The 23,005-nt window shown below is 34.1% G+C and carries 21 protein-coding genes; 7 read left to right on the forward strand and 14 right to left on the reverse strand.

Features of this window, described 5'->3' with window-relative positions:
* Positions 1-17: 17 nt before the first annotated feature.
* Complete coding sequence (pheA, locus tag P9515_RS08035; protein WP_011820984.1) at positions 18-863, forward strand: prephenate dehydratase; 846 nt, start codon at positions 18-20, stop codon at positions 861-863.
* On the opposite strand, the gene P9515_RS08040 is transcribed toward pheA, so the two are convergent.
* The 7 genes from P9515_RS08040 to rpsL all read right to left on the reverse strand — a co-directional run bounded on the left by P9515_RS08040 (position 864) and on the right by rpsL (position 7,239).
* Complete coding sequence (locus P9515_RS08040; protein WP_011820985.1) at positions 864-1,799, reverse strand: methyltransferase domain-containing protein; 936 nt, start codon at positions 1,797-1,799, stop codon at positions 864-866.
* Positions 1,800-2,456 carry an LON peptidase substrate-binding domain-containing protein gene (locus P9515_RS08045; protein WP_011820986.1) on the reverse strand — a complete coding sequence of 219 codons (657 nt, stop codon included), beginning with the start codon at positions 2,454-2,456 and terminating at the stop codon, positions 1,800-1,802.
* A gap of 57 nt (positions 2,457-2,513) precedes the next feature.
* Positions 2,514-2,834: a 30S ribosomal protein S10 gene (gene rpsJ, locus P9515_RS08050; RefSeq protein ID WP_011820987.1), complete on the reverse strand. Its 321-nt coding sequence runs from the start codon at positions 2,832-2,834 to the stop codon at positions 2,514-2,516.
* A gap of 108 nt (positions 2,835-2,942) precedes the next feature.
* Complete coding sequence (gene tuf, locus P9515_RS08055; protein WP_011820988.1) at positions 2,943-4,142, reverse strand: elongation factor Tu; 1,200 nt, start codon at positions 4,140-4,142, stop codon at positions 2,943-2,945.
* Between the two features lie 43 nt (positions 4,143-4,185).
* Positions 4,186-6,261, reverse strand: coding sequence for an elongation factor G (fusA, locus tag P9515_RS08060; RefSeq protein ID WP_011820989.1), 2,076 nt, complete (start codon positions 6,259-6,261; stop codon positions 4,186-4,188).
* 103 nt (positions 6,262-6,364) lie between these two features.
* On the reverse strand, positions 6,365-6,835 hold the full coding sequence (gene rpsG, locus P9515_RS08065) for a 30S ribosomal protein S7 (protein WP_011133138.1): 471 nt from the start codon (positions 6,833-6,835) through the stop codon (positions 6,365-6,367).
* 26 nt (positions 6,836-6,861) lie between these two features.
* Entirely contained in the window at positions 6,862-7,239 is a 378-nt protein-coding gene (gene rpsL, locus P9515_RS08070; RefSeq protein ID WP_011820990.1) for a 30S ribosomal protein S12, read from the reverse strand.
* 197 nt (positions 7,240-7,436) lie between these two features.
* On the opposite strand from rpsL, the gene gltB reads away from it, so the two are divergent.
* Positions 7,437-12,011 (forward strand): glutamate synthase large subunit, encoded by a 4,575-nt coding sequence (gene gltB, locus P9515_RS08075; RefSeq protein WP_011820991.1) that lies wholly within the window; start codon positions 7,437-7,439, stop codon positions 12,009-12,011.
* Positions 12,012-12,314: a YciI family protein gene (locus P9515_RS08080; protein ID WP_011820992.1), complete on the forward strand. Its 303-nt coding sequence runs from the start codon at positions 12,012-12,014 to the stop codon at positions 12,312-12,314.
* Here the strand turns inward: P9515_RS08080 and lipA are convergent, their stop codons facing one another.
* On the reverse strand, positions 12,315-13,208 hold the full coding sequence (lipA, locus tag P9515_RS08085) for a lipoyl synthase (RefSeq protein WP_011820993.1): 894 nt from the start codon (positions 13,206-13,208) through the stop codon (positions 12,315-12,317). It abuts the gene before it with no gap.
* A gap of 255 nt (positions 13,209-13,463) precedes the next feature.
* Between lipA and P9515_RS08090 the strand changes: the two genes are divergently transcribed.
* Together P9515_RS08090 and P9515_RS08095 are read left to right on the forward strand one after the other, a co-directional pair.
* Entirely contained in the window at positions 13,464-14,186 is a 723-nt protein-coding gene (locus tag P9515_RS08090; protein ID WP_011820994.1) for a recombinase family protein, read from the forward strand.
* A 1-nt stretch (position 14,187) separates the two neighbouring features.
* On the forward strand, positions 14,188-14,400 hold the full coding sequence (locus P9515_RS08095; RefSeq protein ID WP_041710790.1) for a hypothetical protein: 213 nt from the start codon (positions 14,188-14,190) through the stop codon (positions 14,398-14,400).
* Here P9515_RS08095 and P9515_RS08100 read toward each other — a convergent pair.
* Positions 14,397-15,302 (reverse strand): serine hydrolase, encoded by a 906-nt coding sequence (locus tag P9515_RS08100; RefSeq protein ID WP_011820996.1) that lies wholly within the window; start codon positions 15,300-15,302, stop codon positions 14,397-14,399. The two genes, P9515_RS08095 and P9515_RS08100, sit on opposite strands and share 4 nt — an antisense overlap.
* A gap of 3 nt (positions 15,303-15,305) precedes the next feature.
* Here P9515_RS08100 and P9515_RS08105 point away from each other — a divergent pair, with 3 nt between their 5' ends.
* Positions 15,306-16,061 (forward strand): C40 family peptidase, encoded by a 756-nt coding sequence (locus P9515_RS08105; protein WP_011820997.1) that lies wholly within the window; start codon positions 15,306-15,308, stop codon positions 16,059-16,061.
* A 45-nt stretch (positions 16,062-16,106) separates the two neighbouring features.
* Here P9515_RS08105 and P9515_RS08110 read toward each other — a convergent pair whose 3' ends face one another.
* Together P9515_RS08110 and P9515_RS08115 are read right to left on the reverse strand one after the other, a co-directional pair.
* Entirely contained in the window at positions 16,107-16,706 is a 600-nt protein-coding gene (locus P9515_RS08110; protein WP_011820998.1) for a photosystem I reaction center protein subunit XI, read from the reverse strand.
* 27 nt (positions 16,707-16,733) lie between these two features.
* Positions 16,734-16,847 (reverse strand): photosystem I reaction center subunit VIII, encoded by a 114-nt coding sequence (locus P9515_RS08115; protein ID WP_041710656.1) that lies wholly within the window; start codon positions 16,845-16,847, stop codon positions 16,734-16,736.
* A 93-nt stretch (positions 16,848-16,940) separates the two neighbouring features.
* On the opposite strand from P9515_RS08115, the gene P9515_RS08120 reads away from it, so the two are divergent.
* Positions 16,941-17,333 (forward strand): hypothetical protein, encoded by a 393-nt coding sequence (locus tag P9515_RS08120; protein WP_011820999.1) that lies wholly within the window; start codon positions 16,941-16,943, stop codon positions 17,331-17,333.
* 4 nt (positions 17,334-17,337) lie between these two features.
* Here the strand turns inward: P9515_RS08120 and P9515_RS08125 are convergent, their stop codons facing one another.
* From P9515_RS08125 to psaA, 3 genes are all read right to left on the reverse strand, one after another.
* Positions 17,338-18,300, reverse strand: a complete 963-nt coding sequence (locus tag P9515_RS08125; protein ID WP_011821000.1) for a glycosyltransferase family 2 protein — start codon at positions 18,298-18,300, stop codon at positions 17,338-17,340.
* 105 nt (positions 18,301-18,405) lie between these two features.
* Positions 18,406-20,634: a photosystem I core protein PsaB gene (psaB, locus tag P9515_RS08130; protein WP_011821001.1), complete on the reverse strand. Its 2,229-nt coding sequence runs from the start codon at positions 20,632-20,634 to the stop codon at positions 18,406-18,408.
* 28 nt (positions 20,635-20,662) lie between these two features.
* Entirely contained in the window at positions 20,663-22,945 is a 2,283-nt protein-coding gene (psaA, locus tag P9515_RS08135) for a photosystem I core protein PsaA (RefSeq protein ID WP_011821002.1), read from the reverse strand.
* Between the last annotated feature and the right edge of the window lie 60 nt (positions 22,946-23,005).

Consider the following 23,005-nt stretch of genomic DNA (forward strand, 5'->3'; position numbering starts at 1 on the left):
TTTTTTTACAATTAATCATGCGCAAACAAGTTGCATATTTGGGCCCTGAAGGGACATACGCAGAAAAAGCAGCTCATATTTTATCAGAGCTTGCCAATTTTGAGTCACCTTTATTTGTACCATGTAATGGGCTATATTCGGTTATTAAAGCAATAGCCTACAACAATTGTGATGCAGCAATAGTGCCTATTGAAAACTCGGTTGAGGGAGGAGTAACAACTACTTTAGACGCACTTTGGAAATTTTCGGATATTAATATCAATAGAGCAATTGTTTTGCCAATAAAACATGCATTAATAAGTGATGGAGATATTTCGGAAATATCAGAAGTACTTTCTCATCCACAAGCTTTAGCTCAATGTTCTGAATGGCTATCTGAGAATCTTCCAGAGGCTATTACTTTATCAACTAATTCAACTTCCGAAGCAGTGAAAATGGTAAAAGGGAGTTCATTTAGAGCAGCTATTGGATCGAAATCTCTTACTGAAATTGAAGGACTTAAAGAACTAGCATTCCCCATTAATGATGTTCCAGGGAATTGTACAAGATTTGTTTTATTAAGTAAAGAATCGATTTTAGATAAAGCTAATATTGCCAGTTTTGCCTTTTCATTGCTCTCAAATAATCCTGGAGCTTTACTTGAAGCTTTAAATTATATTTCAGATTTTGGATTCAATATGAGTAAAATAGAATCTAGGCCTTCTAAAAGAGAACTAGGAGAATATATCATTTACATTGATGTTGATATAAATACAAGAACTAATATTGAAGCGTTCTATGAATTGAAGAAAAAATTAAAACCCTTATGTGAACATTTGGTAGACTTTGGATGTTATTTATCAGAAAAGATTAAATTAGATTAATTAACCTCTACATTTATAAACTCCAAATTCCATTAAACCTTTTTTAAAAGCCCAATCCATTAACAATATTGTAGGAATCTCTCTTACAGACTTTACTAATGCTCTTGGACCTAGGGATAAAATTGCATTTGGCCTTCTAATTCCTTCATATATTGAATCAAACCAAGATGGATTTGTATAGTAATTCCAGTTATCAAAGATAACTTGACCTGAACTATTTTTGTTATTGATAAGAATATTACTAAAATCTTTAATGCTAATAAATTGAGGATGAACCCATTGTTCAAGTAATTGTTTTAGGATTATTTTTTCAAGCGTTGTAGGAGGATATTTTTTTAAATCTCTTGAATTCCAATCAGCTAAAGCTAAATATCCTCCAGGTCTCAAAGTTCTTAACATTTGATCTGCAAATTTATTTTTGTTATTCATATGAGCTCCTGCCTCAACACTCCAAACCCCATCAAATGCTCCATCTTCAAATTTCAAATTTAAAGCATCCATAACTTTGAAGTTACAGCTGCATTCATGAGGCGTAAGTTCTTTAGCTCTTTGTACTTGAGCTGGACTAATTGTTATACCTGTTACATTAAAACCATAATAATTAGCGAGAATCCGAGAGCTTCCACCTATTCCACAACCTACGTCTAAAACCCTTGAACCTCTAGGTAATTTATCCAAACCACTCCAGCTCACCAGCTCATGTACAAACTGGACTTTAGCTTCTCTAAAATCAATATTTTTATTTGGAGGATAGAAACCTAAATGTATATGCTCACCCCACAATCTTTCTAGTAGTTTATCTTGAGTCCACGAGTCATAAGCTGAAGCTACAGTTCCCGAAGAGATATATTTTCTAGTATTAATCCTCCAAAGTACTAAATACAAGAAAAATAGAATTAAAACTAAAAAAATAAAAGATGTTAAGAATAAGGACATTTAATTTTCTTTGATATCTGGAAAACTTTCTTTTAAAGCTGTTCTAGCTGCCAATTGTTTTCTCGTATGATCTAACATTTCAAACTCTCTTTGCAAACGTGTATATGTACTCCTCTCTTCTAAAAGTTTCTGCTGCTCTTCAGCCACCGGTCCACCTAAATGAGCACCAATCCAAAAAGAGAGTTCCATAGGGTTTTCAGGTAATTTATCAGGAAGAACTTTTTGAGAATTAGTTAGTTTACTAGTTAATTTAACTACATCATTTAATGCTTCAGTAACAGAATCTCTTAAAAGATCTAAACTTTGGAAACTTTCGATATTTTCATCAGTAATCCAACTAACAATCGCTGAGCAATATGGTGTTGAACGTACAACTTCTAAGACTTGGAATCTTTGCTGTCCCAACGTGACTATATTACTTCTTCCATCATCGGCTGTTTGATGTTTAATTATTTGAGCACAGCAGCCAACGTTAGCCATACTTTTAGTATTAGGATCCCATTTAATTACCCCAAACATTGAATCTGATTCAAGAACAGATTTAAGCATAATTCTGTATCTTGATTCAAATATGTGTAGAGGTAAAACTTCTTGAGGGAAAAGAACAACTTCTGGGAGAGGGAATAATGGTAATTCCCTTACTGAAAGCTCTCCCATTTAAACCTCAAAATCTATAACTACATATTAGTAAATTTAGGCACTATTCGGGCAATCTTATAGTTTAACTTCTATATCTACACCGCTAGGAAGATCTAGTTTCATTAAAGCATCAATGGTTTTGGCAGAGGGGCTATAGATATCAATAATTCTTCTATGAGTTCTTGTCTCAAAATGCTCTCTAGAATCCTTATCCACATGCGGAGATCTTAGAACACAATAAATTTTTCTTTTAGTTGGTAATGGTATAGGACCGATAGCTGAAGCAGCAGTTGTATCTGCTGTTTGAATAATTTTGTCACATGACAAATCCAGCATTCTTCTATCAAATGCTTTTAATCTTATACGAATCTTTTGTTGAGCAAGTGATGTTGTCATAAATTTGAATTGATCTCTTAATAAAAGGGTTATTGATAATCAATAACCCGTATCTCTTATTTAATTATTCTAGATTATCAGAGGTTAACTTCATAAAATTAAAGAAATTTATTCAATAATTTTAGAAACAACACCAGCTCCAATGGTACGACCACCTTCGCGAATAGCAAAGCGCATACCTTGTTCAATAGCAACTGGACAAATTAATTCACCAGTCATTTTTATTCTGTCTCCTGGCATTACCATTTCTACATTAGCTCCATCATCAGAGGTGAATGCGGTGATTTGTCCAGTCACATCTGTGGTTCTTATATAAAATTGTGGTCTATAACCAGCAAAGAAAGGAGTATGTCTCCCTCCCTCTTCTTTCTTAAGAACATAAACTTCTCCTTCAAATTTAGTATGAGGAGTAATTGAACCTTTCTTAACAAGTACCATTCCTCTCTCAATATCTTCTTTTTGAACACCACGTAGGAGTAGTCCAACATTGTCTCCAGCCATACCTTCATCAAGAAGTTTACGGAACATCTCAACACCAGTAACAGTGGTCAATCTTGTATCTCTTATCCCAACTATTTCGACTTCTTCTCCAACTTTGACTTTACCTCTTTCTATTCTTCCTGTAGCAACTGTTCCTCTACCTGTAATAGAGAAAACATCTTCTATTGCCATCAAAAATGGCTTGTCAATCTCTCTTTCTGGTTCAGGAATACTAGCATCAACAGCTTTCATTAATTCTTCAATTTTAGATTCCCAATTAGAATCTCCTTCCAAAGCTTTCAGGCCTGAAACCTGGACGATAGGTATATCATCCCCGGGGAAATCATAACTATCAAGTAGCTCTCTGATTTCCATTTCCACAAGTTCAATGATTTCTTCGTCATCTACCATGTCACATTTATTTAAAGCGACAACTAAAGCAGGAACACCAACTTGTTTTGCTAAAAGGATATGTTCTTTTGTTTGTGCCATAGGACCATCTGTGGCAGCACAAACTAAAATTGCACCATCCATTTGAGCCGCTCCAGTGATCATGTTTTTGACATAATCAGCATGTCCTGGACAATCAACGTGGGCATAATGTCTGCCTTCAGTTTCGTATTCAACGTGGGCTGTATTAATTGTTATGCCACGTTCTCTTTCTTCTGGAGCACCATCAATGTCTCCATAATCTTGAGCTTGTGCTTGACCTTTTTTAGCTAAAACATTGGTAATAGCAGCAGTCAGGGTTGTTTTTCCATGATCAACGTGGCCGATAGTACCTATGTTGACATGTGGTTTGTTCCTTTCGAACTTCTCGCGAGCCATTTGAATTAAAGAATCGAGGGTTAAAGAGTGTTTAGTTTAGAGATCAGGAGTTGCCCTGATTCTTGGAAATGATAGCTTCAGCAACATTACGAGGAACTTCCTCATAATTTGCGAACTCCATTGAAAATATACCCCGACCTTGTGTCATTGATCGGAGTTGAGTGGCATAACCGAACATTTCGGCTAAAGGCACTTTGGCCTGTACTTTAGACAATCCATCATCGACAGATTGTCCTTCGACTTGACCTCTCCTTGAGGAGAGGTCACCAATTACAGATCCAAGAAAATCATCAGGACTTTCGACCTCAACTTTCATCATAGGCTCTAATAGGACAGGATTGCATTTTTTAACCCCATCTTTAAAAGCCATGGAACCTGCAATTTTGAAGGCCATTTCAGAAGAGTCTACATCGTGGAACGAACCATCGACTAGTGTTACTTTTACATCAATCAGCGGATAACCGGCAAGAACGCCTGATTCACAGGTTTCTTTCATCCCATTTGAAGCTGGTCCAATATATTCTTTTGGAACTGTTCCACCAACAATTTTGTTAACAAATTCAAAACCTTTACCAACTTCAGCAGGTTCCATTTCAATAACTACGTGTCCATACTGCCCCTTACCTCCTGTTTGTCTTGCATACTTACCTTCACCCCTAGAACTAGATCTGATTGTTTCTCTATACGAGACTTGAGGAGCACCGATATTTGCCTCAACTTTAAACTCTCTTAACATTCTATCTACAAGTATTTCCAAATGTAATTCACCCATACCAGCTATAACGGTCTGATTCGTCTCTTGATCTGTGCTAACCCTGAAGGTTGGATCTTCCTCTGATAAGGCTTGTAAAGCTTTTGAGAGCTTTTCCATATCTCCTTTAGTTTTAGGTTCAACAGCAACTGAAATAACTGGTTCAGGAATAAATAAAGTTTCTAGAACTATTGGATCATCCGTAGTACATAATGTGTCACCAGTTGTTGTGTTTTTCAAGCCTAAAACAGCCCCTAAATCACCTGCTCTTAATTCATCAACTTCTTCCCTTTCATCAGCTTTTAAGATTACTAATCTAGAGATTCTCTCCTTAGCATCCTTAGTTGAATTCATAACATAACTACCTTTTGAAAGCACTCCTGAATACATTCTTACAAAAGTTAGTTTTCCGTAAGGATCTGACATTACTTTAAAAGCTAATGCACTGAAAGGCGCATTATCATCTGAGGGTCTGATATCTTCTTTACCATTTGGTAAAACCCCTTGAATTGGCTTTACATCAACTGGAGCTGGCAAATAATCAACTACTGCATCAAGAACTAATTGAACCCCTTTATTTTTAAAGGCTGATCCACATAAAACGGGAACTAAACCATGCTTAAGAACTCCTTCTCTAATGCCTTTTTTTAATTGATCTTCAGTTAATTCTCCTTTATCCAAAAATATTTCAATTAATTCTTCGTCATTTTCTGCGACACTTTCCATTAGCTTACTTCTCCACTCCAATGCCTCATCTTTCATCTCATCTGGTATTGGAGCCTCCTCAATATCAGTCCCTAAATCATTTTTGTATAAGTAAGCCTTGTTACTAACTAAATCGATAATTCCTGTAAGATCACCCTCAGCACCAATCGGTAGCTGAATAGGGAAAGCATTTGCTTTGAGGCGCTCTTTAATTTGTTTATTAACTTTTAAAAAGTCTGCTCCTGTTCTGTCCATTTTATTGACGAAGACCATCCTTGGAACAGAATATCTATCAGCTTGTCTCCATACAGTCTCTGATTGTGGCTGAACTCCTCCAACAGCACAAAATACAGCTATGACACCATCTAAAACTCTCATTGATCTTTCTACTTCAATTGTGAAGTCAACGTGACCTGGAGTATCAATGATATTAATTCTATGATCCTGCCAACTTGTAGAGATTGCAGCAGCTGTGATGGTAATCCCTCTTTCTCTTTCTTGGTCCATCCAATCCGTTACTGCAGCACCATCATGTACTTCTCCGATTTTGTGAACAACCCCTGAATAAAAAAGTATTCTTTCAGTAGTAGTTGTTTTACCAGCATCAATATGAGCGGCTATACCTATATTCCTTACTCGTTCAAGGGGAAAGTCGCGTGCCAATGTTAAAACTCCAAATAGAATGAATTGCTAAATAGCTGCAGTTTATCTAATCAAATAAACTTCTTACAATAATAGACTAATTAAGGACCATTTTGGGTCGAAATTAGTATCTATAGTGAGCAAAAGCCTTATTAGCTTCTGCCATTTTATGAGTATCTTCTCTCTTCTTAACTGCGCTACCAGTTTCATTAGCGGCATCCATTAATTCCCCTGCTAATTTTTGTGACATACTTTTCCCATTTCTTCCTCTTGAAAAAGTAACAAGCCATCTTAGTGCCATCGCAGTTCCTCTTTCTTGACGAACTTCCATAGGGACTTGGTAAGTAGCACCTCCAACTCTTCTGGCTCTCACTTCAACTAAAGGGGTTGCATTCTTTACAGCTGTTTCAAATAACTCCACAGCATTTCCACCAGTTCTCTCACTTATTAGAGAAAAGGCATCAGATAGTATTTTTTGTGCAGTAGATTTTTTACCATGTTTCATTAATCTAGAAATCATCATTGAGGCAAGACGACTATTAAATTGAGGGTCTGGTAAAACCGGTCTTTTTACTGCTGCATTTCGACGTGACATTTTAAAAAAAAATTGATGTAAAAAAATTAATTATTTTTGGGAGCTTTTGCACCATATTTAGATCTGGATTGGCGTCTATCTTTGACCCCTGCAGTATCTAAAGTTCCTCTTATTATATGGTATCTGACTCCAGGTAAATCTTTAACTCTTCCTCCCCTAAGCAGGACTACAGAGTGTTCCTGCAGGTTATGTCCGATTCCAGGTATATATGCAGTAACCTCAAAACCTGAGGTTAATCTAACCCTGGCAACTTTTCTTAAGGCAGAATTTGGTTTCTTTGGGGTAGATGTATAAACTCTTGTACATACACCCCTTCTCTCTGGACAAGATTTAAGTGCAGGAGATTTAGTTTTTCTTGTCAGACGTTTTCTTTCTGATCCAATTAATTGGGAAATGGTCGGCATTAAAATTTATAGATGAAAATACATATTTATTAATCATAACCTTTTACGAGACATATCTAGAATTTTTTTTTCATTTTTTTTAAATTAAAAATAAAATTCAAATATGTTTAGTAATTCTTCATTATTTTTTGCTTTGTATTTTGATATTTATTTTATAATAGAATAAATTTTAGATTTCTTATATAGTTAAATAATCTATGCGAGAAAGTATCAAAAGAAGCAAAGGGCCATATCAAGATAGTTATTCTCCAAGTGGAATTATTGGAGAAAAAGATGCTTGTGGAGTTGGTTTCATAGCAAATATTTATGGGAAGGAAAGTAATTGGATATTAAAGCAATCCTTGAGAGGACTTAATTGCATGGAACACAGAGGGGGATGTGGCGGGGATAATGACTCAGGAGATGGTGCAGGCATTTTATGTTCAATTCCATGGGAATTTTTAGATCAAGAAATGAATTTGGAGCCTCGACCTGATCAGATTAGAGGTTTAGGTATGATATTCATGCCAAATAACGAATTAAAAGTTAAAGAATCAAAACTAATATGTGAACAAGAAGCCAAAAAATTAAATTTCAAAAAAACTTTCTGGAGAAATGTACCAGTCAAAAATGAAATATTAGGGAACTTAGCAAAACAAAACGCACCATTCATATGTCAATGGATCGTTTGTTTGGAGAAAGTTGACAGTCAAGAATTCGAGACTCTCTTATTTCAACTTAGAAAAAGAATTGAAAAAAGGATCAGAGAAAATACAAAAAATAATGCCGCCGATTGTGAATTTTATTTCGCATCACTTAGTTCCAAAACAGTTGTTTATAAAGGAATGGTCCGATCAGAAATACTTTCAAAATTTTATGGAGACCTACAAAAAAAAGAATTCAAGGTTTCTTTTTCTGTTTACCACAGAAGATTTAGCACAAACACCCTGCCAAAATGGCCGTTAGCTCAGCCTATGAGATTTCTAGGCCATAATGGAGAAATTAATACACTTCTAGGAAATATTAATTGGGCTAAAGCTTCAGAAAAACATATCGATGAATATTGGGGAGAATTGTCAAAAGATATCAAACCAATTGTAGACATCAACAAAAGTGATTCATCAAATCTTGACGCAACGCTTGAAATCAATATTCGTTCAGGACAATTAATTACTGATTCTTTAATGAAACTCGTTCCGGAGGCATTTAGAGATCAGCCTGAGCTAAAGGGGAAAGAAGATATAAAAGCATTTTATGAATATTCTGCAAGCCTCCAAGAAGCTTGGGACGGGCCTGCACTTTTGGTTTTTACTGATGGGGATTTTATTGGCGCAACTCTTGATAGAAATGGATTAAGACCTGCAAGATATTCAATTACAGATGATGGATTTGTGATAATGGGATCGGAGACAGGGGTCGTAGATGTTGAAGATAATAAAGTAATTGAGAAGGGTAGATTAGGTCCTGGACAAATGCTTGCAGTAGATTTTACTAATAATAAAATACTAAGAAATTGGGAAGTCAAAACAGAAGCAGCGAGAAGAAATGACTATCTTAATTTGCTTAAAAAAAGAACAGTTAAATTACAGAAGAAAGAATGGTTTGAAAATTGCGAATTAAAAGATCTTGAGTTGCTCCAACAACAAACTGTTTATGGTTTCTCTGCCGAAGATAATGATCTCATACTTGATTCAATGGCTTCTGTTTCTAAAGAACCTACTTTTTGTATGGGTGATGACATCCCCCTAGCGGTGCTATCTTCAAAGCCTCATATTTTATATGACTATTTCAAACAAAGATTTGCACAAGTTACTAATCCCCCAATAGATCCTTTAAGAGAGAAATTAGTAATGAGCTTAGAAATGCATCTTGGAGAAAGATGTTCTCCATTTGAAACGAAAAATATTAAGCCTTTTATCCATTTAAAAAGCCCAATTATTAATGAACAAGAATTAATCTCAATAAAAGAATCGAAAATTAAATCTCATACTATTTCAAGCTTATTTGATATTAAGGAGGGTCAAAAAGGTTTTGAGAATAAACTAAATGATATTTGCAAACAAAGCGAGATCGCAATAAATGAAGGTTCTTCATTAATTATCATTTCTGATAAGGGAGTGACTTCAAACAAAAGTTTCATCCCACCATTACTTGCGGTAGGAGCAATTCATCATTACCTTTTAAAAAAAGAAATCAGATTAAAAGCATCTCTGATTATAGAAACTGGGCAATGTTGGAGTACTCATCACTTAGCATGTTTAATTGGTTATGGAGTGAGTGCTGTTTGTCCTTGGTTAATACTTGAATCCGCTAGACATTGGTTAAAACATCCAAAAACTCAAAAACTGATTGAAAGTAAAAAAATTAATTCTTTATCAACTAAAGACGTTCAAAAAAATATCAAAAAAGCACTAGAAGATGGACTGAGAAAAATACTTTCAAAAATAGGAATTTCTCTTCTATCTAGTTATCATGGAGCTCAAATTTTTGAGGCAGTAGGACTTGGTTCTGATTTAATTAAAATAGCTTTCGATGGAACAACTAGTCGAATTGCCGGAATAACATTAAAAGAACTTTCAAATGAGTCATTTTCAATTCACACGAAAGCTTATCCAGAAATAGATCTAAAAAAACTTGAATTCTTAGGATTTGTTCAATTCAGAAATTATGGAGAATACCACTCAAACAATCCTGCTATTTCAAAAGTTCTTCATACAGCCTTAAAAGAGGGTCCTGGATATGACCATTTTAATACTTATCAAGAACTTGTTCGTAATAGACCAATAACATCTTTACGAGATTTACTAACAATAAAGTCAAAAAGGGATAGCATTCCTCTGGATCAAGTTGAAAGTGTTGAATCGATATGTAAAAGATTCTGTACAGGTGGCATGAGTCTAGGTGCACTATCTAGAGAAGCTCATGAGGTATTAGCAGTTGCGATGAATAGAATAGGGGGTAAAAGTAATAGTGGAGAAGGAGGCGAAGATCCAGCTCGTTTTAACGTATTAAACGATATCGATAAAAATACTCGATCTGCGACATTACCATTTATCAAAGGTCTTGAAAACGGAGATACCGCATGCTCTGCCATAAAACAAATAGCTTCTGGGAGATTTGGAGTAACTCCTGAATATTTAAGAAGTGGAAAACAATTAGAAATTAAAATGGCACAGGGCGCCAAACCTGGAGAAGGAGGACAACTACCAGGACCAAAAGTTGATTCTTATATTGCAAAGCTCAGAAATAGTAAACCGGGTGTAGCATTAATCTCTCCACCTCCCCATCATGATATTTATTCAATTGAAGATTTAGCTCAACTTATTCATGATCTTCATCAAATTCACCCTAAAGCAAAGGTAAGTGTAAAACTAGTTTCTGAGATTGGAATAGGAACTATTGCTGCTGGAGTTAGTAAAGCAAATGCAGATGTAATACAAATTTCTGGACATGATGGAGGTACAGGTGCTTCCCCTTTAAGTTCTATCAAACATGCTGGATTGCCATGGGAATTAGGGGTAGCAGAAGTTCACAAATCACTGTTACAAAATAATTTAAGAGATAGGGTACTTTTAAGAGCTGATGGTGGTCTCAAAACAGGTTGGGACGTTGTTATTGCAGCTCTTTTAGGTGCTGAAGAGTATGGTTTTGGATCAGTAGCGATGATCGCAGAGGGTTGCATAATGGCACGTGTTTGCCATAAAAATACATGTCCTGTAGGGGTTGCCACTCAAAAAGAGGAATTAAGAAAAAGATTTAAAGGTCTTCCAGATAATGTCGTCAACTTATTTTTATATATTGCTGAGGAAATTAGACAAATAATGAGTAGTATTGGTGTCTCTAAAATGGAGGATTTAATTGGTAATAAAGAATTTCTTACTACAAGAGATATTAGTCTTCCAAAGACTGGAAATATAGACCTAACTTCCCTAGTTAATAACAATCATATATTTAACGATAGGTCTTGGATAAATCATTCAAAAAATGCTCATAATAATGGACCTGTATTGGAAGATGAATTTTTAATGGATTCTCATTTTATGGATACGATCAGAAATCATAAAGAATTCACAAAAGATATTAAAATCAAAAATACTGATAGAAGTGTTTGTGCAAAAATTTCGGGAGAAATCGCTGAGCTTTTTGGAAACAATGGTTTTAAAGGGAAACTTAATTTAAATTTTTATGGACACGCGGGGCAGAGCTTCGGTGCTTTTCTTTTAAAGGGGATGAACATCCAATTAATTGGTGAAGCAAATGATTATGTTTGCAAAGGAATGAATGGAGGTTTACTTACTATTGTTCCACCCAAAGTAGACGAGAAATCTTCGGAGCAAGTTATCTTAGGTAATACATGTCTTTATGGTGCGACAGGTGGTAAATTGTTTGCTCTAGGTAAATCCGGAGAAAGATTTGCTGTTAGAAATAGTGGAGCTATTGCAGTAACAGAGGGTTCTGGTGATCATTGTTGTGAATATATGACTGGTGGTAAAGTAATAATTTTAGGCTCAACTGGGAGAAATATTGGAGCGGGAATGACCGGTGGAATAGCTTACATACTTGATGAAAATGATGATTTAGAAAATAAAGTTAATAAGGAAATAGTTAGCATTTACAAGATTAATAATCTCAAGCAGGAAGAAATTTTACTAGAAATTTTAAATGAATATCATGAAAAAACAAAAAGTTTAAAAGCACTTAAAATAATCAAAGATTGGTCTAACTGCAAGAAGATTTTTAAAATAGTTGTTCCTCCTAGTGAAGAAGCACTGCTTGGTATAAATAGTCAGTAAATGTCTATCTACATCAAGACTGAACTAATCAAAAAAGAATTCCTAACAAAAAATGATCTAAAACATCGAATAATCAACGAACATATTAATTGGGTAAAAAATTTAAATAAACGAGGGATTGATATTAAGAGTGGATACTTAGTTGATGAATTTAAAAGACCAGGAGCGGGCGGGTTATTAATTATTGAAATGAATACTTATAAAGATGCCCTAGAAATTATAAAAAATGACCCGATGATAAAAAATAACATCGTTGAATGGAAACTAAATGAATGGATTGATATCAATCAATTAATAATTTAGTTATCTTGGATGTTTTTTCATGAGTTTTTGAATTTCTTCAGCATGATAACTACTACGTGTTAAAGGAGAACTCACGATTTGCATAAAACCTAATTCATCTTCTCCAAATAATTTAAAATAATTAAATTTCGAAGGGCTCACAAATCTTTGAACAGGAAGATGTTTTGGGCCTGGAGATAAGTATTGTCCAATAGTAACTATATCTACATCATTTCTTCTTAGATCCATTAGGAGATTTAAAACTTCATCATCCTTTTCTCCTAATCCAAGCATAAAACCTGACTTTGTATAAACATTTGGAAAATATTCTCTTGTTCTTTTAAGTAACTCTAAAGTTCTTTGATAGTTTCCTTGTGGTCTTACTTTTCTATACAAGCTTGGTACAGTTTCAATATTATGATTCAAAACATTTGGTTTAGAATCTAATACCTGTTCAAGTGCTCCCCAGTTGCCACATAAATCTGGGATTAATAATTCAATAGTAGTTTGAGGAGACTTTATTCTAACTTCCGAGACACATTTGTAGAATTGAGAAGCACCACCATCATCAAGATCATCTCTGTTAACTGATGTTATTACCACATGCTTAAGTTTCATTCTATGTACAGCCTCTGCTAAACGGTCAGGTTCTGTTGGGTCTAAATCTCTCTTTGATCTATCAAAATTAATATCGCAATATGGACATGCCCTAGTGCAACCAGGGCCCATGATTAAAAAGGTTGCAGTACCGCTGGCAAAACATTCCCCAATGTTAGGACAGCTTGCTTCTTGACAAACTGTATTTAATTTTAGATCACTCAATAAATTTGAAATATTACCAATTCTCTCAACTTGAGGTGCTTTTACTCTTAACCATTCAGGTTTGGCAACTGAATTATTTAAAATATTAGTCAAATTAATTTATTCAACCCAATTAACTTTAATTTTAATCAAAATTGTAAAACTTTACTATTTTTATTTACTTCAAGAAAGAAACTAAACATCTATTTAAATCCGAAAGAAATGTAGATATTACTCTATAAAAAAAATAGTCTTGTTTTGTAAAATTGTTTTATGACAAATAAACCTAGGAAATGTGTTCTGAAATCATATTAAAGAACGCTTTATAGAACGTTATTTTTAATACAGTTTCCGAACAACTTCAAACTCTTGAATTCTCGCTTATTATCAATATTATTACATTTATTTGTTCTATTAAGTGTTTTATTAAGAGTATTTGATACAGTTAAAAATATATGTATTAGAACATTGACTTTTAAATTTAAAAGAAAAAGATTTCTTTTATCTGAAAAAAACAAAACTTGTAAATCTATTGGATATGCTAGAGCTATAAATAGTGAATTTGATAACTTAGAAGAACAAATAAAACGTTTAAAAAATGAAGGTTGCAGTTTAATCTTTTCAGAAATTATAAGTTTGGATGAAAAAATAAAACCAGAACTAAAAAAAGCTTTAAATTATTTATCAAAAGGAGATGAATTAATCCTTACTGAACTAGATCGCGCATTTTCCAATAGAAATGAATGCATAAAAACAATCACTAAACTATTGAATAATGAAGTTAGTTTGAGAACTTTATCTGGTTTTTTATCTCCAAAAAATTCTTCAGAGATATATTCTTCAGTTTTTAATATCTTATATGAATTAGACAAATTAGATAATGAATGCTTAGGAGAAAGAAAAAAAGAAATAATTTTACAAAGAAGATTAAATGGTAATAATTTAGGCGGCAGACCAAAAATTAGTCCTTTAAAAGAATCATTAGTAATTAGATTACGTAACGAGGGTTGTTCATATCGATCAATTAGAACTCAAACTGGAATTGCTTTATCAACAATTAGAAGAATAATTTTAGATGGAGAAGATAATTAAGATGAATAAAAAAGAAATTGAAAACCTTATTAAAGAAAATCTTAAAGATACAGCATTACGAATTCATGAATTAGATAGTGAAGATAGAAATAGTTTAATTACGGAATATAAGGAATGGATTTTAAAAGAACTAGATTTTGATGAAATAATGATGTTACCTTACGAAGCTTATACAAATAAATTTGATAGAGATTTCCTAAATGATCTAAATTAATAATAAACCAAATTATTATTATATTCGTAAACAGCCTTGGCTATTTTGGGAAATAACAATTCATCTTTAAAGTATGTTTCCCCTGTTCCAAAAACAACTAATAAAGTTCGTAATGAACGATTATTAACCCACCACGCGGCATCATGTCTTGCTTGTGACATTAATCCTGCTTTACTCCAAAAATCAATATTCTCAGGTAATCCATCTCCTAAAAAACCTTGTACTTGATTAGAAGGGTCCTTAATTTGAACATTCTTATTTAAATTTCTTTTTAAAAAACTTCTTAAGTTTAAATTATCCTTTTGATAATCAAGATTTATCATTATCTCTTCCAAAATTCTTGCAGTTGCATCAGTTGTCATCATATTTCTGTTTTGATTTTCATTTCCATAAAATTCTTTTTCTCTGCCAAAAGGGGCATCATCCCAAGTCTTTTGGCAGCAATTAATTTCATATAATTCGTTCCAATTAAGATCTTTTAACCAATCATTAATTATCGACCTTTGATATTTCCAATTCTCCCAATGATCGCCCTCTATGGATGGACCACTTGTAGTACCTGTCAGGATATCAACTATAAAGCTTGTAGCATCATTACTTGAGTAAAACAGCATTTTGTATACCGCATTACTTATTTCTTGACTTAACAATATTTTGTTTTTTTCAATCCATGAGTATGCAGCAAGGCCATAAACTAGTTTTACAATGCTTGCAGGATAAATAAGTTTTTTATTATTGATTCCAAATCCAACACCTTTACTTAAATGATTATTTTCATCTTTGTAGTTAATCCAAGTTATGGCGATATCTTTTTTTGAATATTCTTTATTGTTAAAACAAACTCTGTCTAGAATATCATTTAATGCTAGACCCATTTCTTCTCGCAAATAATAAAAAGACATTCTATGAAAAAAAATATAGACCCTATCTCACTATTTAAGCAAACTAATTTTTCTAATACTATTTGGTGGGAAGTAAAAATTAATATTTCTGGATATCAAAATGAAACTGAAAATAATTTAGTAACGGAAATATTCAAAAATAGAATTTTCAAGCTTATTTATCCAACTCCATATCAAAGTAAAAAAAGATTATCTAGGATATTAGTTCAATTTTATGAAGATGGTTATATCTGCTGGATTGATTTAGATAAATTAATTATTGAGAAATTCAATTTTAATAACAGTTTCATCAAATCTGATGAAATATTTATACGAGAAAAAATTCCATTGGTTCTTAATTGGATCAAAAATCAATCTAAGTTAAAAAATCAATATCTTTGGGGTGGAACAATAGGTCCTAATTTTGACTGTTCAGGATTAATTCAAACGGCATTTCTAAATTATGGAATTTATATACCTAGAGACTCATATCAAATAAAAAGTTTTTGTCGGCATCTTTTTAATTTTACAGAAATCAAATATTCACTCGAAAAAGGCGATATTTTATTTTTTGGTAATAGCAAAAAATGCGATCATGTTGGAATTTATAAAGGAGAGGGATTGTATTACCATTGTTCAGGTAATGATTTCGGAAGAAATGGTATAGGAATAGATACTCTAAAAAAGACTAATGACAGAATTTCTCTTCATTATCAATCAAAACTGATTTCTGCAGGAAGAATATTCAGATCTTTCAGATGGGATAAAACTATTAGATGAAAGTTTATATTAGATTTTTGACTTTTTTATTATTTCCTAGTGAATTTAACCTGCAGTCCAAATATTTTTAATAATTGGCATTATGGTATCTAAATGTAGAGTACCTACTAATAGCCAGGCAAATACAGCTCCGCCACAACCTCCCAACCAAAATCCACTTGTAAAATCAGCCCAACCTGCTCTGGTAAACAAGTCTGCGGGAGGGTTATTTACAGTAGCATCTGGGGGCTGAACATTAGGTGCTTTTCCTGGAGCGTTGTAAAGAACTAAAAGTGCTGTCATTATATGAACTGCTCCAATAGCTGCTAGAAGACCTGCAGTTATAGCAAAATCGGAATTTCTAAGTGGACCTGTCATCGTAAATGGTCCATATAAGAGATAACCAAATGCTGCTCCTGTCTCTAAACCTCTAAAGTTTGGAGAAATCCCTTCCCTATAAAAAGGTAAGTTATTAATAAACGCTTTTGTGAAATAACCACTATTAACTGGAGTAGCTAAATTCCCAACACATGGATCAGCAACTGTTTTAACAGCCCATTGATTTGCAACACCAATATCATCAGGCTGGACAGAATTATCTCTATATTTATCATCAAATTTAATAGAATTTGTTGATTCTGAGAATGATTTTTGAAAGTCGCTCATTGTTTTAATAGTTATTTTTTAGTTAGTTTATTCAGTTGCAGTAATTAATCTACCTATCAGTACGATAAATACTGCAGGCATAGCTATCCCAATTAATGGAACAAAGATCGGTGGAAGGAGATTTGCTAAATCAGATGGCATAGTTATTTAAAACATCTTTAAACACTTTAATATTTATTTGAAAAATAGTGTTACTTTTATTAATGGATGATATAAAAATTATTAACTTTTTTTATGCTTAATTACTTGACTATAGTTTTTATTATCTTAATAATATTTTTTCTAGTTATCTACAAGAAAAAATATATATTTAAAGCTCTAGATAAAAAGAAATCATATCCAATTAAAGAAATACATAATAAAAATAAAAGACTTTCTTCATTAAAAAAAAGTAAAAATATTTATTATCAACATAACTTTAATAATTACTCGGAATTTCAAAAAAAAAATTTAAGAGAAAACATGTCAAGACTATTTAAAGGGGGTACAGTAGATAAATTAAAAGCTTTAAATATTGCAGAAGAATTAGCAGATAAATCTACATTACCTATTCTCAGAAAAGGATTAAAAGATATGAACCTTCAGGTAGTTGAACGTTCTGCCCTACTTATTAGAAAATTTACGTAAATAATTACTCTTTAGAATTACTTTGGATTTTTCTAACTCTGTAAATCGGCCTATTTTGACTTTCGTGATAAGTTCTCATTAACAGTTCGCCTAATAATCCAAAACTAAATAATTGAACACCTGCAATTCCCAATATTAAAGCAAACATTAGCATGGGACGATTACCAATATCTTGACCTAAAGTTTTGAGAACAAATAAGTAAAAAGTCATGCCTAGACTTATCAAAATACTGATAATTCCAACAAAACCGAATCCATACATAGGTCTAGTTAAAAATTTAGTCATAAACCAAACTGTCAGTAAATCCATCAAAACCCTAAAAGTTCTATCTATCCCATATTTACTAGAGCCGTATTGGCGACTTCTATGATTAACTTCGATTTCTTTGATTTTAGCTCCTTCTATGTTCGCTAAAACTGGTAAAAACCTATGAAGTTCACCGTATAATTTTATGTCATCTACAATTTCTTTTTTAAAAGCTTTCAATGAACAACCGTAATCATGCAACTTCAGTCCAGTAACATTAGCTATCAACTTATTAGCTATTTTTGATGGTATGCGTCTATTAAGTAATTTATCTTTCCTTTCATATCTCCATCCACAAACTAAATCATAGCCAGAATTAATATATGAAATTAATTTTGGAATATCATTAGGATCATTTTGTAAGTCTCCATCTAGAGTAATTACAATTTCACCTTTAGAATTATCAAAACCTGCTGCCATTGCTGCAGTTTGTCCATAATTCTTTCGAAGTGAAATTACTGATAATTCCTTAATCTTAATAGTTAATTGATCTAATACAGTTGAAGTATTATCACGAGAGCCATCATTAACTACTATCAATTCACAATTATAATTATTATCTTTAATAACATTTAAAACTTCATCTAATAAATAACCAATACTCTCACTTTCATTAAACACAGGGATAATAATAGATATCAACTGAGTAATATTTTTCATATGATTCGCGATTAATAATCTTTTAATTTTAACTTAATTTAGAACAAAGAAATTAAACAAAAAAAATCACCACATAAGTGGTGATTTATCTTATTTAATAAGTTTTTATCCAAACTTACCTGAAGTAGAAGCTATTACAAATGCTCCGAAAGTGAGAATATTTCCAATTGTGAAATGAGCTAATCCCACTAGTCTTGCTTGAACAATTGAAAGTGCAACAGGTTTATCTCTCCAACCTACAAGGTTTGCTATTGGAGTACGCTGGTGGGCCCAAACTAATGTTTCGATTAATTCTTGCCAGTAGCCACGCCATGAGATCAAGAACATAAACCCAGTGGCCCATACTAAATGGCCGAATAAGAACATCCAAGCCCAAACAGAAAGTGAATTAACGCCGAATGGATTATATCCATTAATTAATTGAGCTGAGTTTAGCCATAGATAATCTCTAAACCAACCCATTAAGTAAGTTCCAGACTCATTAAATTGAGCAACATTACCTTGCCAAATTGCTAAATGTTTCCAATGCCAGTAAAAAGTTACCCATGCTATCAAGTTTAATGCCCAGAACATTGCTAGATACATGGCGTCCCAAGATGAGCTGTCACAAGTACCTCCTCTCCCTGGTCCATCACATGGGAATGCATAACCTAAATCTTTCTTGTCTGGAATAAGCTTAGTGCCTCTAGCATCTAAAGCCCCTTTAATTAGAATTAGTGCAGTTGTGTGAAGTCCAAGAGCAATAGCATGATGAACCAAGAAATCTGCTGGTCCAATGGGTAAAAAAGCACTTAAAGCATCTTGTCTATTAATCAAATCCATCCAGTAATGATTTCCCGGTAAAGAATTTGCAGCGACACTAGCTGCACTTGTAGGATCAGAAAGCAGTGCGTTAAAACCATACATCATCTTTCCTTGAGCTGCCTGCACGAACTGAGCAAATACTGGTTCGATTAAAATTTGTTTTTCAGGATTTCCAAAAGCTACAACAACATCGTTATGTACATATATTCCTAATGTATGAAAACCCAAGATCATAGTCACCCAGCTTAAATGACTAATAAGAGCTTCCTTAGTTCCTAGTACACGAGCTAATACATTATCTTTATTTAATTCAGGATCATAATCTCTGACAAAGAATATTGCACCATGAGCAAAAGCACCAACCATTAAAAACATCGCTATATATTGGTGATGAGTATATAAAGCTGACTGTGTAGTGTAATCTCTTGCTATAAAAGCATATGAAGGAAGAGCTCCCATATGTTGAGCCACCAATGATGTGGCTACTCCAAGAGCTGCTAGAGCTAAACCAAGTTGGAAGTGAAGCGAATTAGTAACAGTTTCATAAAGACCATCGTGATTAATCCCAAAACTTCCTTTGTGAGGATCAAGAGGATGTCTTGTATTATGCGCTTCTGTAATTTCTTTTAAACTATGTCCGATTCCAAAAGTATTTCTATACATATGTCCGGCGATTATAAATACAGTACCTATTGCAATGTGATGATGAGCTATGTCAGTTAACCATAATGCTTCACTTTGAGGATGAAGTCCTCCTAGGAAAGTAAATATTGCTGTACCCGCTCCCTCTGCCGTACCAAATACTTGTTCTAATGAATCCGGATTCTGGGCATATGCACCCCAATTAAGTGTAAAGAAAGGAGTTAAGCCGGCTGGATGAGGTAGTACTGTTAACCAATTATCCCAACCTACATGAATACCTCTAGATTCAGGAATAGCAACGTGAACTAAGTGTCCTGTCCAAGCAATACTACTAAAACCAAATAAAACAGCAAGATGATGATTTAATCTAGATTCGTTATTTTTAAACCAGGCAAGTGAAGGTCTAAATTTTGGTTGTAAATGTAACCATCCAGCAAACAATGTCCAACAAGCCAAAATACTCATAAATATTGAGGCTTGAAACAATTGCTCATTTGTTCTCATGCCTATGGTGTACCACCAATGATATAAACCTGAATAAGCAATATTTACTGGGCCATCGGCTCCTGCCTGAGTCATTGCTTCTGTAATACCAGAACCGAAGTGAGGGTCCCAAATAGCATGAGCGATAGGACGAACATGGGTTGGATCAAGTACAAATTGCTCAAAATTACCTTGCCAAGCAATATGAAATAGATTACCAGCTACCCAAAGAGCAATAATTGCTAAATGACCAAAATGCGTAGAAAACAACTTTTGGTAAAGCTTTTCTTCTGTCATCCCATCATGACTCTCAAAGTCATGAGCAGTAGCTATGCCGTACCATATTCGGCGGGTGGTTGGGTCCTGAGCTAGACCCTGGTTAAATGCTGGAAATTTTGTTGCCATTGAATTAAAAAGGTGAAGTTCAGGTTATTTAGCCAATCCCGAAAAGGCGAGCATGGAAAAATGCCCAAGTAGTAGCTATACCACCCACTAAGAAGTGAGTTACACCAACTGCACGACCTTGAGTAATTGATAGTGCTCTTGGTTGAATTGTTGGAGCGACTTTCAATTTATTGTGTGCCCAAACAATTGATTCAAATAGTTCTTGCCAGTATCCTCTTCCACTAAATAGGAACATTAAGCTAAATGCCCAAATAAAGTGAGCACCTAAGAACATTAAGCCATACATACTTATTGATTGACCGTAACTTGTCAATACCTGTGCTGCTTGTGCCCATAAAAAGTCTCTTAACCATCCATTAATAGTTATTGCACTTTGAGCAAAATTACCTCCTGTAAGACCCCAAACATCACTTTGCATTTTCCAAGAAAAATGGAAAATAACAATTGATAGACAATTATACATCCAGAAAAGTGCCAAGAAGACATGATCCCAGGAAGAAACCTGACATGTACCTCCTCTTCCAGGACCATCACATGGGAATCTAAATCCAAGTGATGCTTTATCAGGAATTAACCTTGAACTTCTTGCATAAAGGACACCTTTAAGGAGAATTAGTACTGTTACATGTATCTGGAATGCATGAATGTGGTGAATCATTAAATCAGCAGTTCCTAGAGGGATACCAGTCATCGCAACTTTTCCTCCAACAGATATTGTCTCACCATTAAATACTTGGCTTACCCCATTACCTTCTAAGAGTGTTGTTCCAACTCCTGATGATTGAATATTTTGTATCCATTGAGCAAAAATTGGTTGTAATTGAATTGCTTTATCACTAAACATATCTTGAGGTCTACCCAAAGCTCTCATAGTGTCGTTGTGAATATAAAGTCCAAAACTATGAAAACCTAACCACATACAAACCCAATTAAGGTGACTTATTAACGCGTCCCTAGCTTTCAATACTCTATCTAAGACATTATCTATGTGTTTTGCTGGATCATAGTCTCTTACCATAGCTATTCCTGCGTGTGCTCCAGCTCCAACAATAAACAGACCTCCTATCCACATATGGTGGGTAAACAATCCCAATACAGTCATATAATCGGTAGCAATGTAAGGATATGGAGGCATTGCATACATATGATGGGAGATGATAATAGATAAAGATCCAAGCAAGGCTAAGTTAACCGATAACTGAGCATGTCTACTTTCCGCCATAAAATCAAAAAGACCTTGATGACCTCTAGGCGCAGGAAAAAGAATGGGATCTCCCTGATGTGCATCTAATATTTCTTTCATACTATGACCAATTCCATAATTAGTCCTGTACATATGACCAGCAATTATGAACAGTACAGCAATTGCAAGATGATGATGTGCAATATCAGTCATCCATAAGCTTCCAGTAACCGGATTAAGTCCTCCCTTGAAAGTTAAGAAATCTGAAAAAGCGAACCAATTCAAACTAAAGAAGTTACCTGTACCACTTGCAAGACCCGGGAAGATTTGACCAACAATTTGTGGATCACACAATTGATGAGGCATTGGAATATCAGCAATTGTTGCTATCTCTTTTCCGTTAATAATCAGTGGGCTGCCAGCATCAATCGCATCTAAAAGAGCTGCTGTAGGGGCACCAATATGAATAGTATGACCTGCCCAAGCTAAAGAACCTAGTCCCAATAGGCCAGCCAAATGATGATTCATCATGGACTCAACATCTTGGAACCATTCCATTTTTGGAGCAGCTTTGTGGTAATGGAATATCCCTGCATGAAGCATTAGTGCAGCCATTACAACCGCTCCAATAGCTAATGCCATCAATTCACTCTCATTTGTAATTCCCCAGGCTCGCCACATGTGGAATACTCCAGAGCTTATTTGTATTCCATTGTAATTAGCACCAAGATCACCATTTAGCATCTCTTGACCTACGATTGCCCACACTTGTTGAGCTCCAGGCTTTACATGGGTAGGATCAGCCAACCACCCTGAATAGTTTGAGAATCTTGCTCCATGGAAAAATGCAGCACTCATCCATATGAAAATTACTGCAAGATGTCCAAAGTGAGCTGAGAATATTTTTCTGGTGGCTTCTTCAGCATCTCCTGTATGTACATCAAAATCGTGGGCGTCTGCATGTAAATTCCAAATCCAAGTTGTGGTTTTCGGACCTTTGGATAATTTACTTGACCAGAAACCTGGTTTATCTAATTTGGCGAAATCAATAGGTCTAGGATCAGCCTTAACGGGTGATTCCAAAATCTTTTTGTCTTTTTCTCCACTTTCTGGTGGGCTAATGGTCATCTAGCACCTCTAAGTAATTGGCCCTAAGTAGATTCATCACACCTAATAAGCCTACTTTTT

This window comes from Prochlorococcus marinus str. MIT 9515, assembly GCF_000015665.1.
Lineage (GTDB): Bacteria > Cyanobacteriota > Cyanobacteriia > PCC-6307 > Cyanobiaceae > Prochlorococcus_A > Prochlorococcus_A marinus_P.

Excerpts from the sequence above, each read along its gene's own strand:
- pheA (WP_011820984.1), top strand. The coding sequence starts at position 18 with ATGCGCAAACAAGTTGCATATTTGGGCCCTGAAGGGACATACGCAGAA.
- P9515_RS08040 (WP_011820985.1), bottom strand. The coding sequence starts at position 1,799 with ATGTCCTTATTCTTAACATCTTTTATTTTTTTAGTTTTAATTCTATTT.
- P9515_RS08045 (WP_011820986.1), bottom strand. The coding sequence starts at position 2,456 with ATGGGAGAGCTTTCAGTAAGGGAATTACCATTATTCCCTCTCCCAGAA.
- rpsJ (WP_011820987.1), bottom strand. The coding sequence starts at position 2,834 with ATGACAACATCACTTGCTCAACAAAAGATTCGTATAAGATTAAAAGCA.
- tuf (WP_011820988.1), bottom strand. The coding sequence starts at position 4,142 with ATGGCTCGCGAGAAGTTCGAAAGGAACAAACCACATGTCAACATAGGT.
- rpsG (WP_011133138.1), bottom strand. The coding sequence starts at position 6,835 with ATGTCACGTCGAAATGCAGCAGTAAAAAGACCGGTTTTACCAGACCCT.
- rpsL (WP_011820990.1), bottom strand. The coding sequence starts at position 7,239 with ATGCCGACCATTTCCCAATTAATTGGATCAGAAAGAAAACGTCTGACA.
- gltB (WP_011820991.1), top strand. The coding sequence starts at position 7,437 with ATGCGAGAAAGTATCAAAAGAAGCAAAGGGCCATATCAAGATAGTTAT.
- P9515_RS08080 (WP_011820992.1), top strand. The coding sequence starts at position 12,012 with ATGTCTATCTACATCAAGACTGAACTAATCAAAAAAGAATTCCTAACA.
- P9515_RS08095 (WP_041710790.1), top strand. The coding sequence starts at position 14,188 with ATGAATAAAAAAGAAATTGAAAACCTTATTAAAGAAAATCTTAAAGAT.
- P9515_RS08100 (WP_011820996.1), bottom strand. The coding sequence starts at position 15,302 with ATGTCTTTTTATTATTTGCGAGAAGAAATGGGTCTAGCATTAAATGAT.
- P9515_RS08105 (WP_011820997.1), top strand. The coding sequence starts at position 15,306 with ATGAAAAAAAATATAGACCCTATCTCACTATTTAAGCAAACTAATTTT.
- P9515_RS08110 (WP_011820998.1), bottom strand. The coding sequence starts at position 16,706 with ATGAGCGACTTTCAAAAATCATTCTCAGAATCAACAAATTCTATTAAA.
- P9515_RS08115 (WP_041710656.1), bottom strand. The coding sequence starts at position 16,847 with ATGCCATCTGATTTAGCAAATCTCCTTCCACCGATCTTTGTTCCATTA.
- P9515_RS08120 (WP_011820999.1), top strand. The coding sequence starts at position 16,941 with ATGCTTAATTACTTGACTATAGTTTTTATTATCTTAATAATATTTTTT.
- P9515_RS08125 (WP_011821000.1), bottom strand. The coding sequence starts at position 18,300 with ATGAAAAATATTACTCAGTTGATATCTATTATTATCCCTGTGTTTAAT.
- psaB (WP_011821001.1), bottom strand. The coding sequence starts at position 20,634 with ATGGCAACAAAATTTCCAGCATTTAACCAGGGTCTAGCTCAGGACCCA.
- psaA (WP_011821002.1), bottom strand. The coding sequence starts at position 22,945 with ATGACCATTAGCCCACCAGAAAGTGGAGAAAAAGACAAAAAGATTTTG.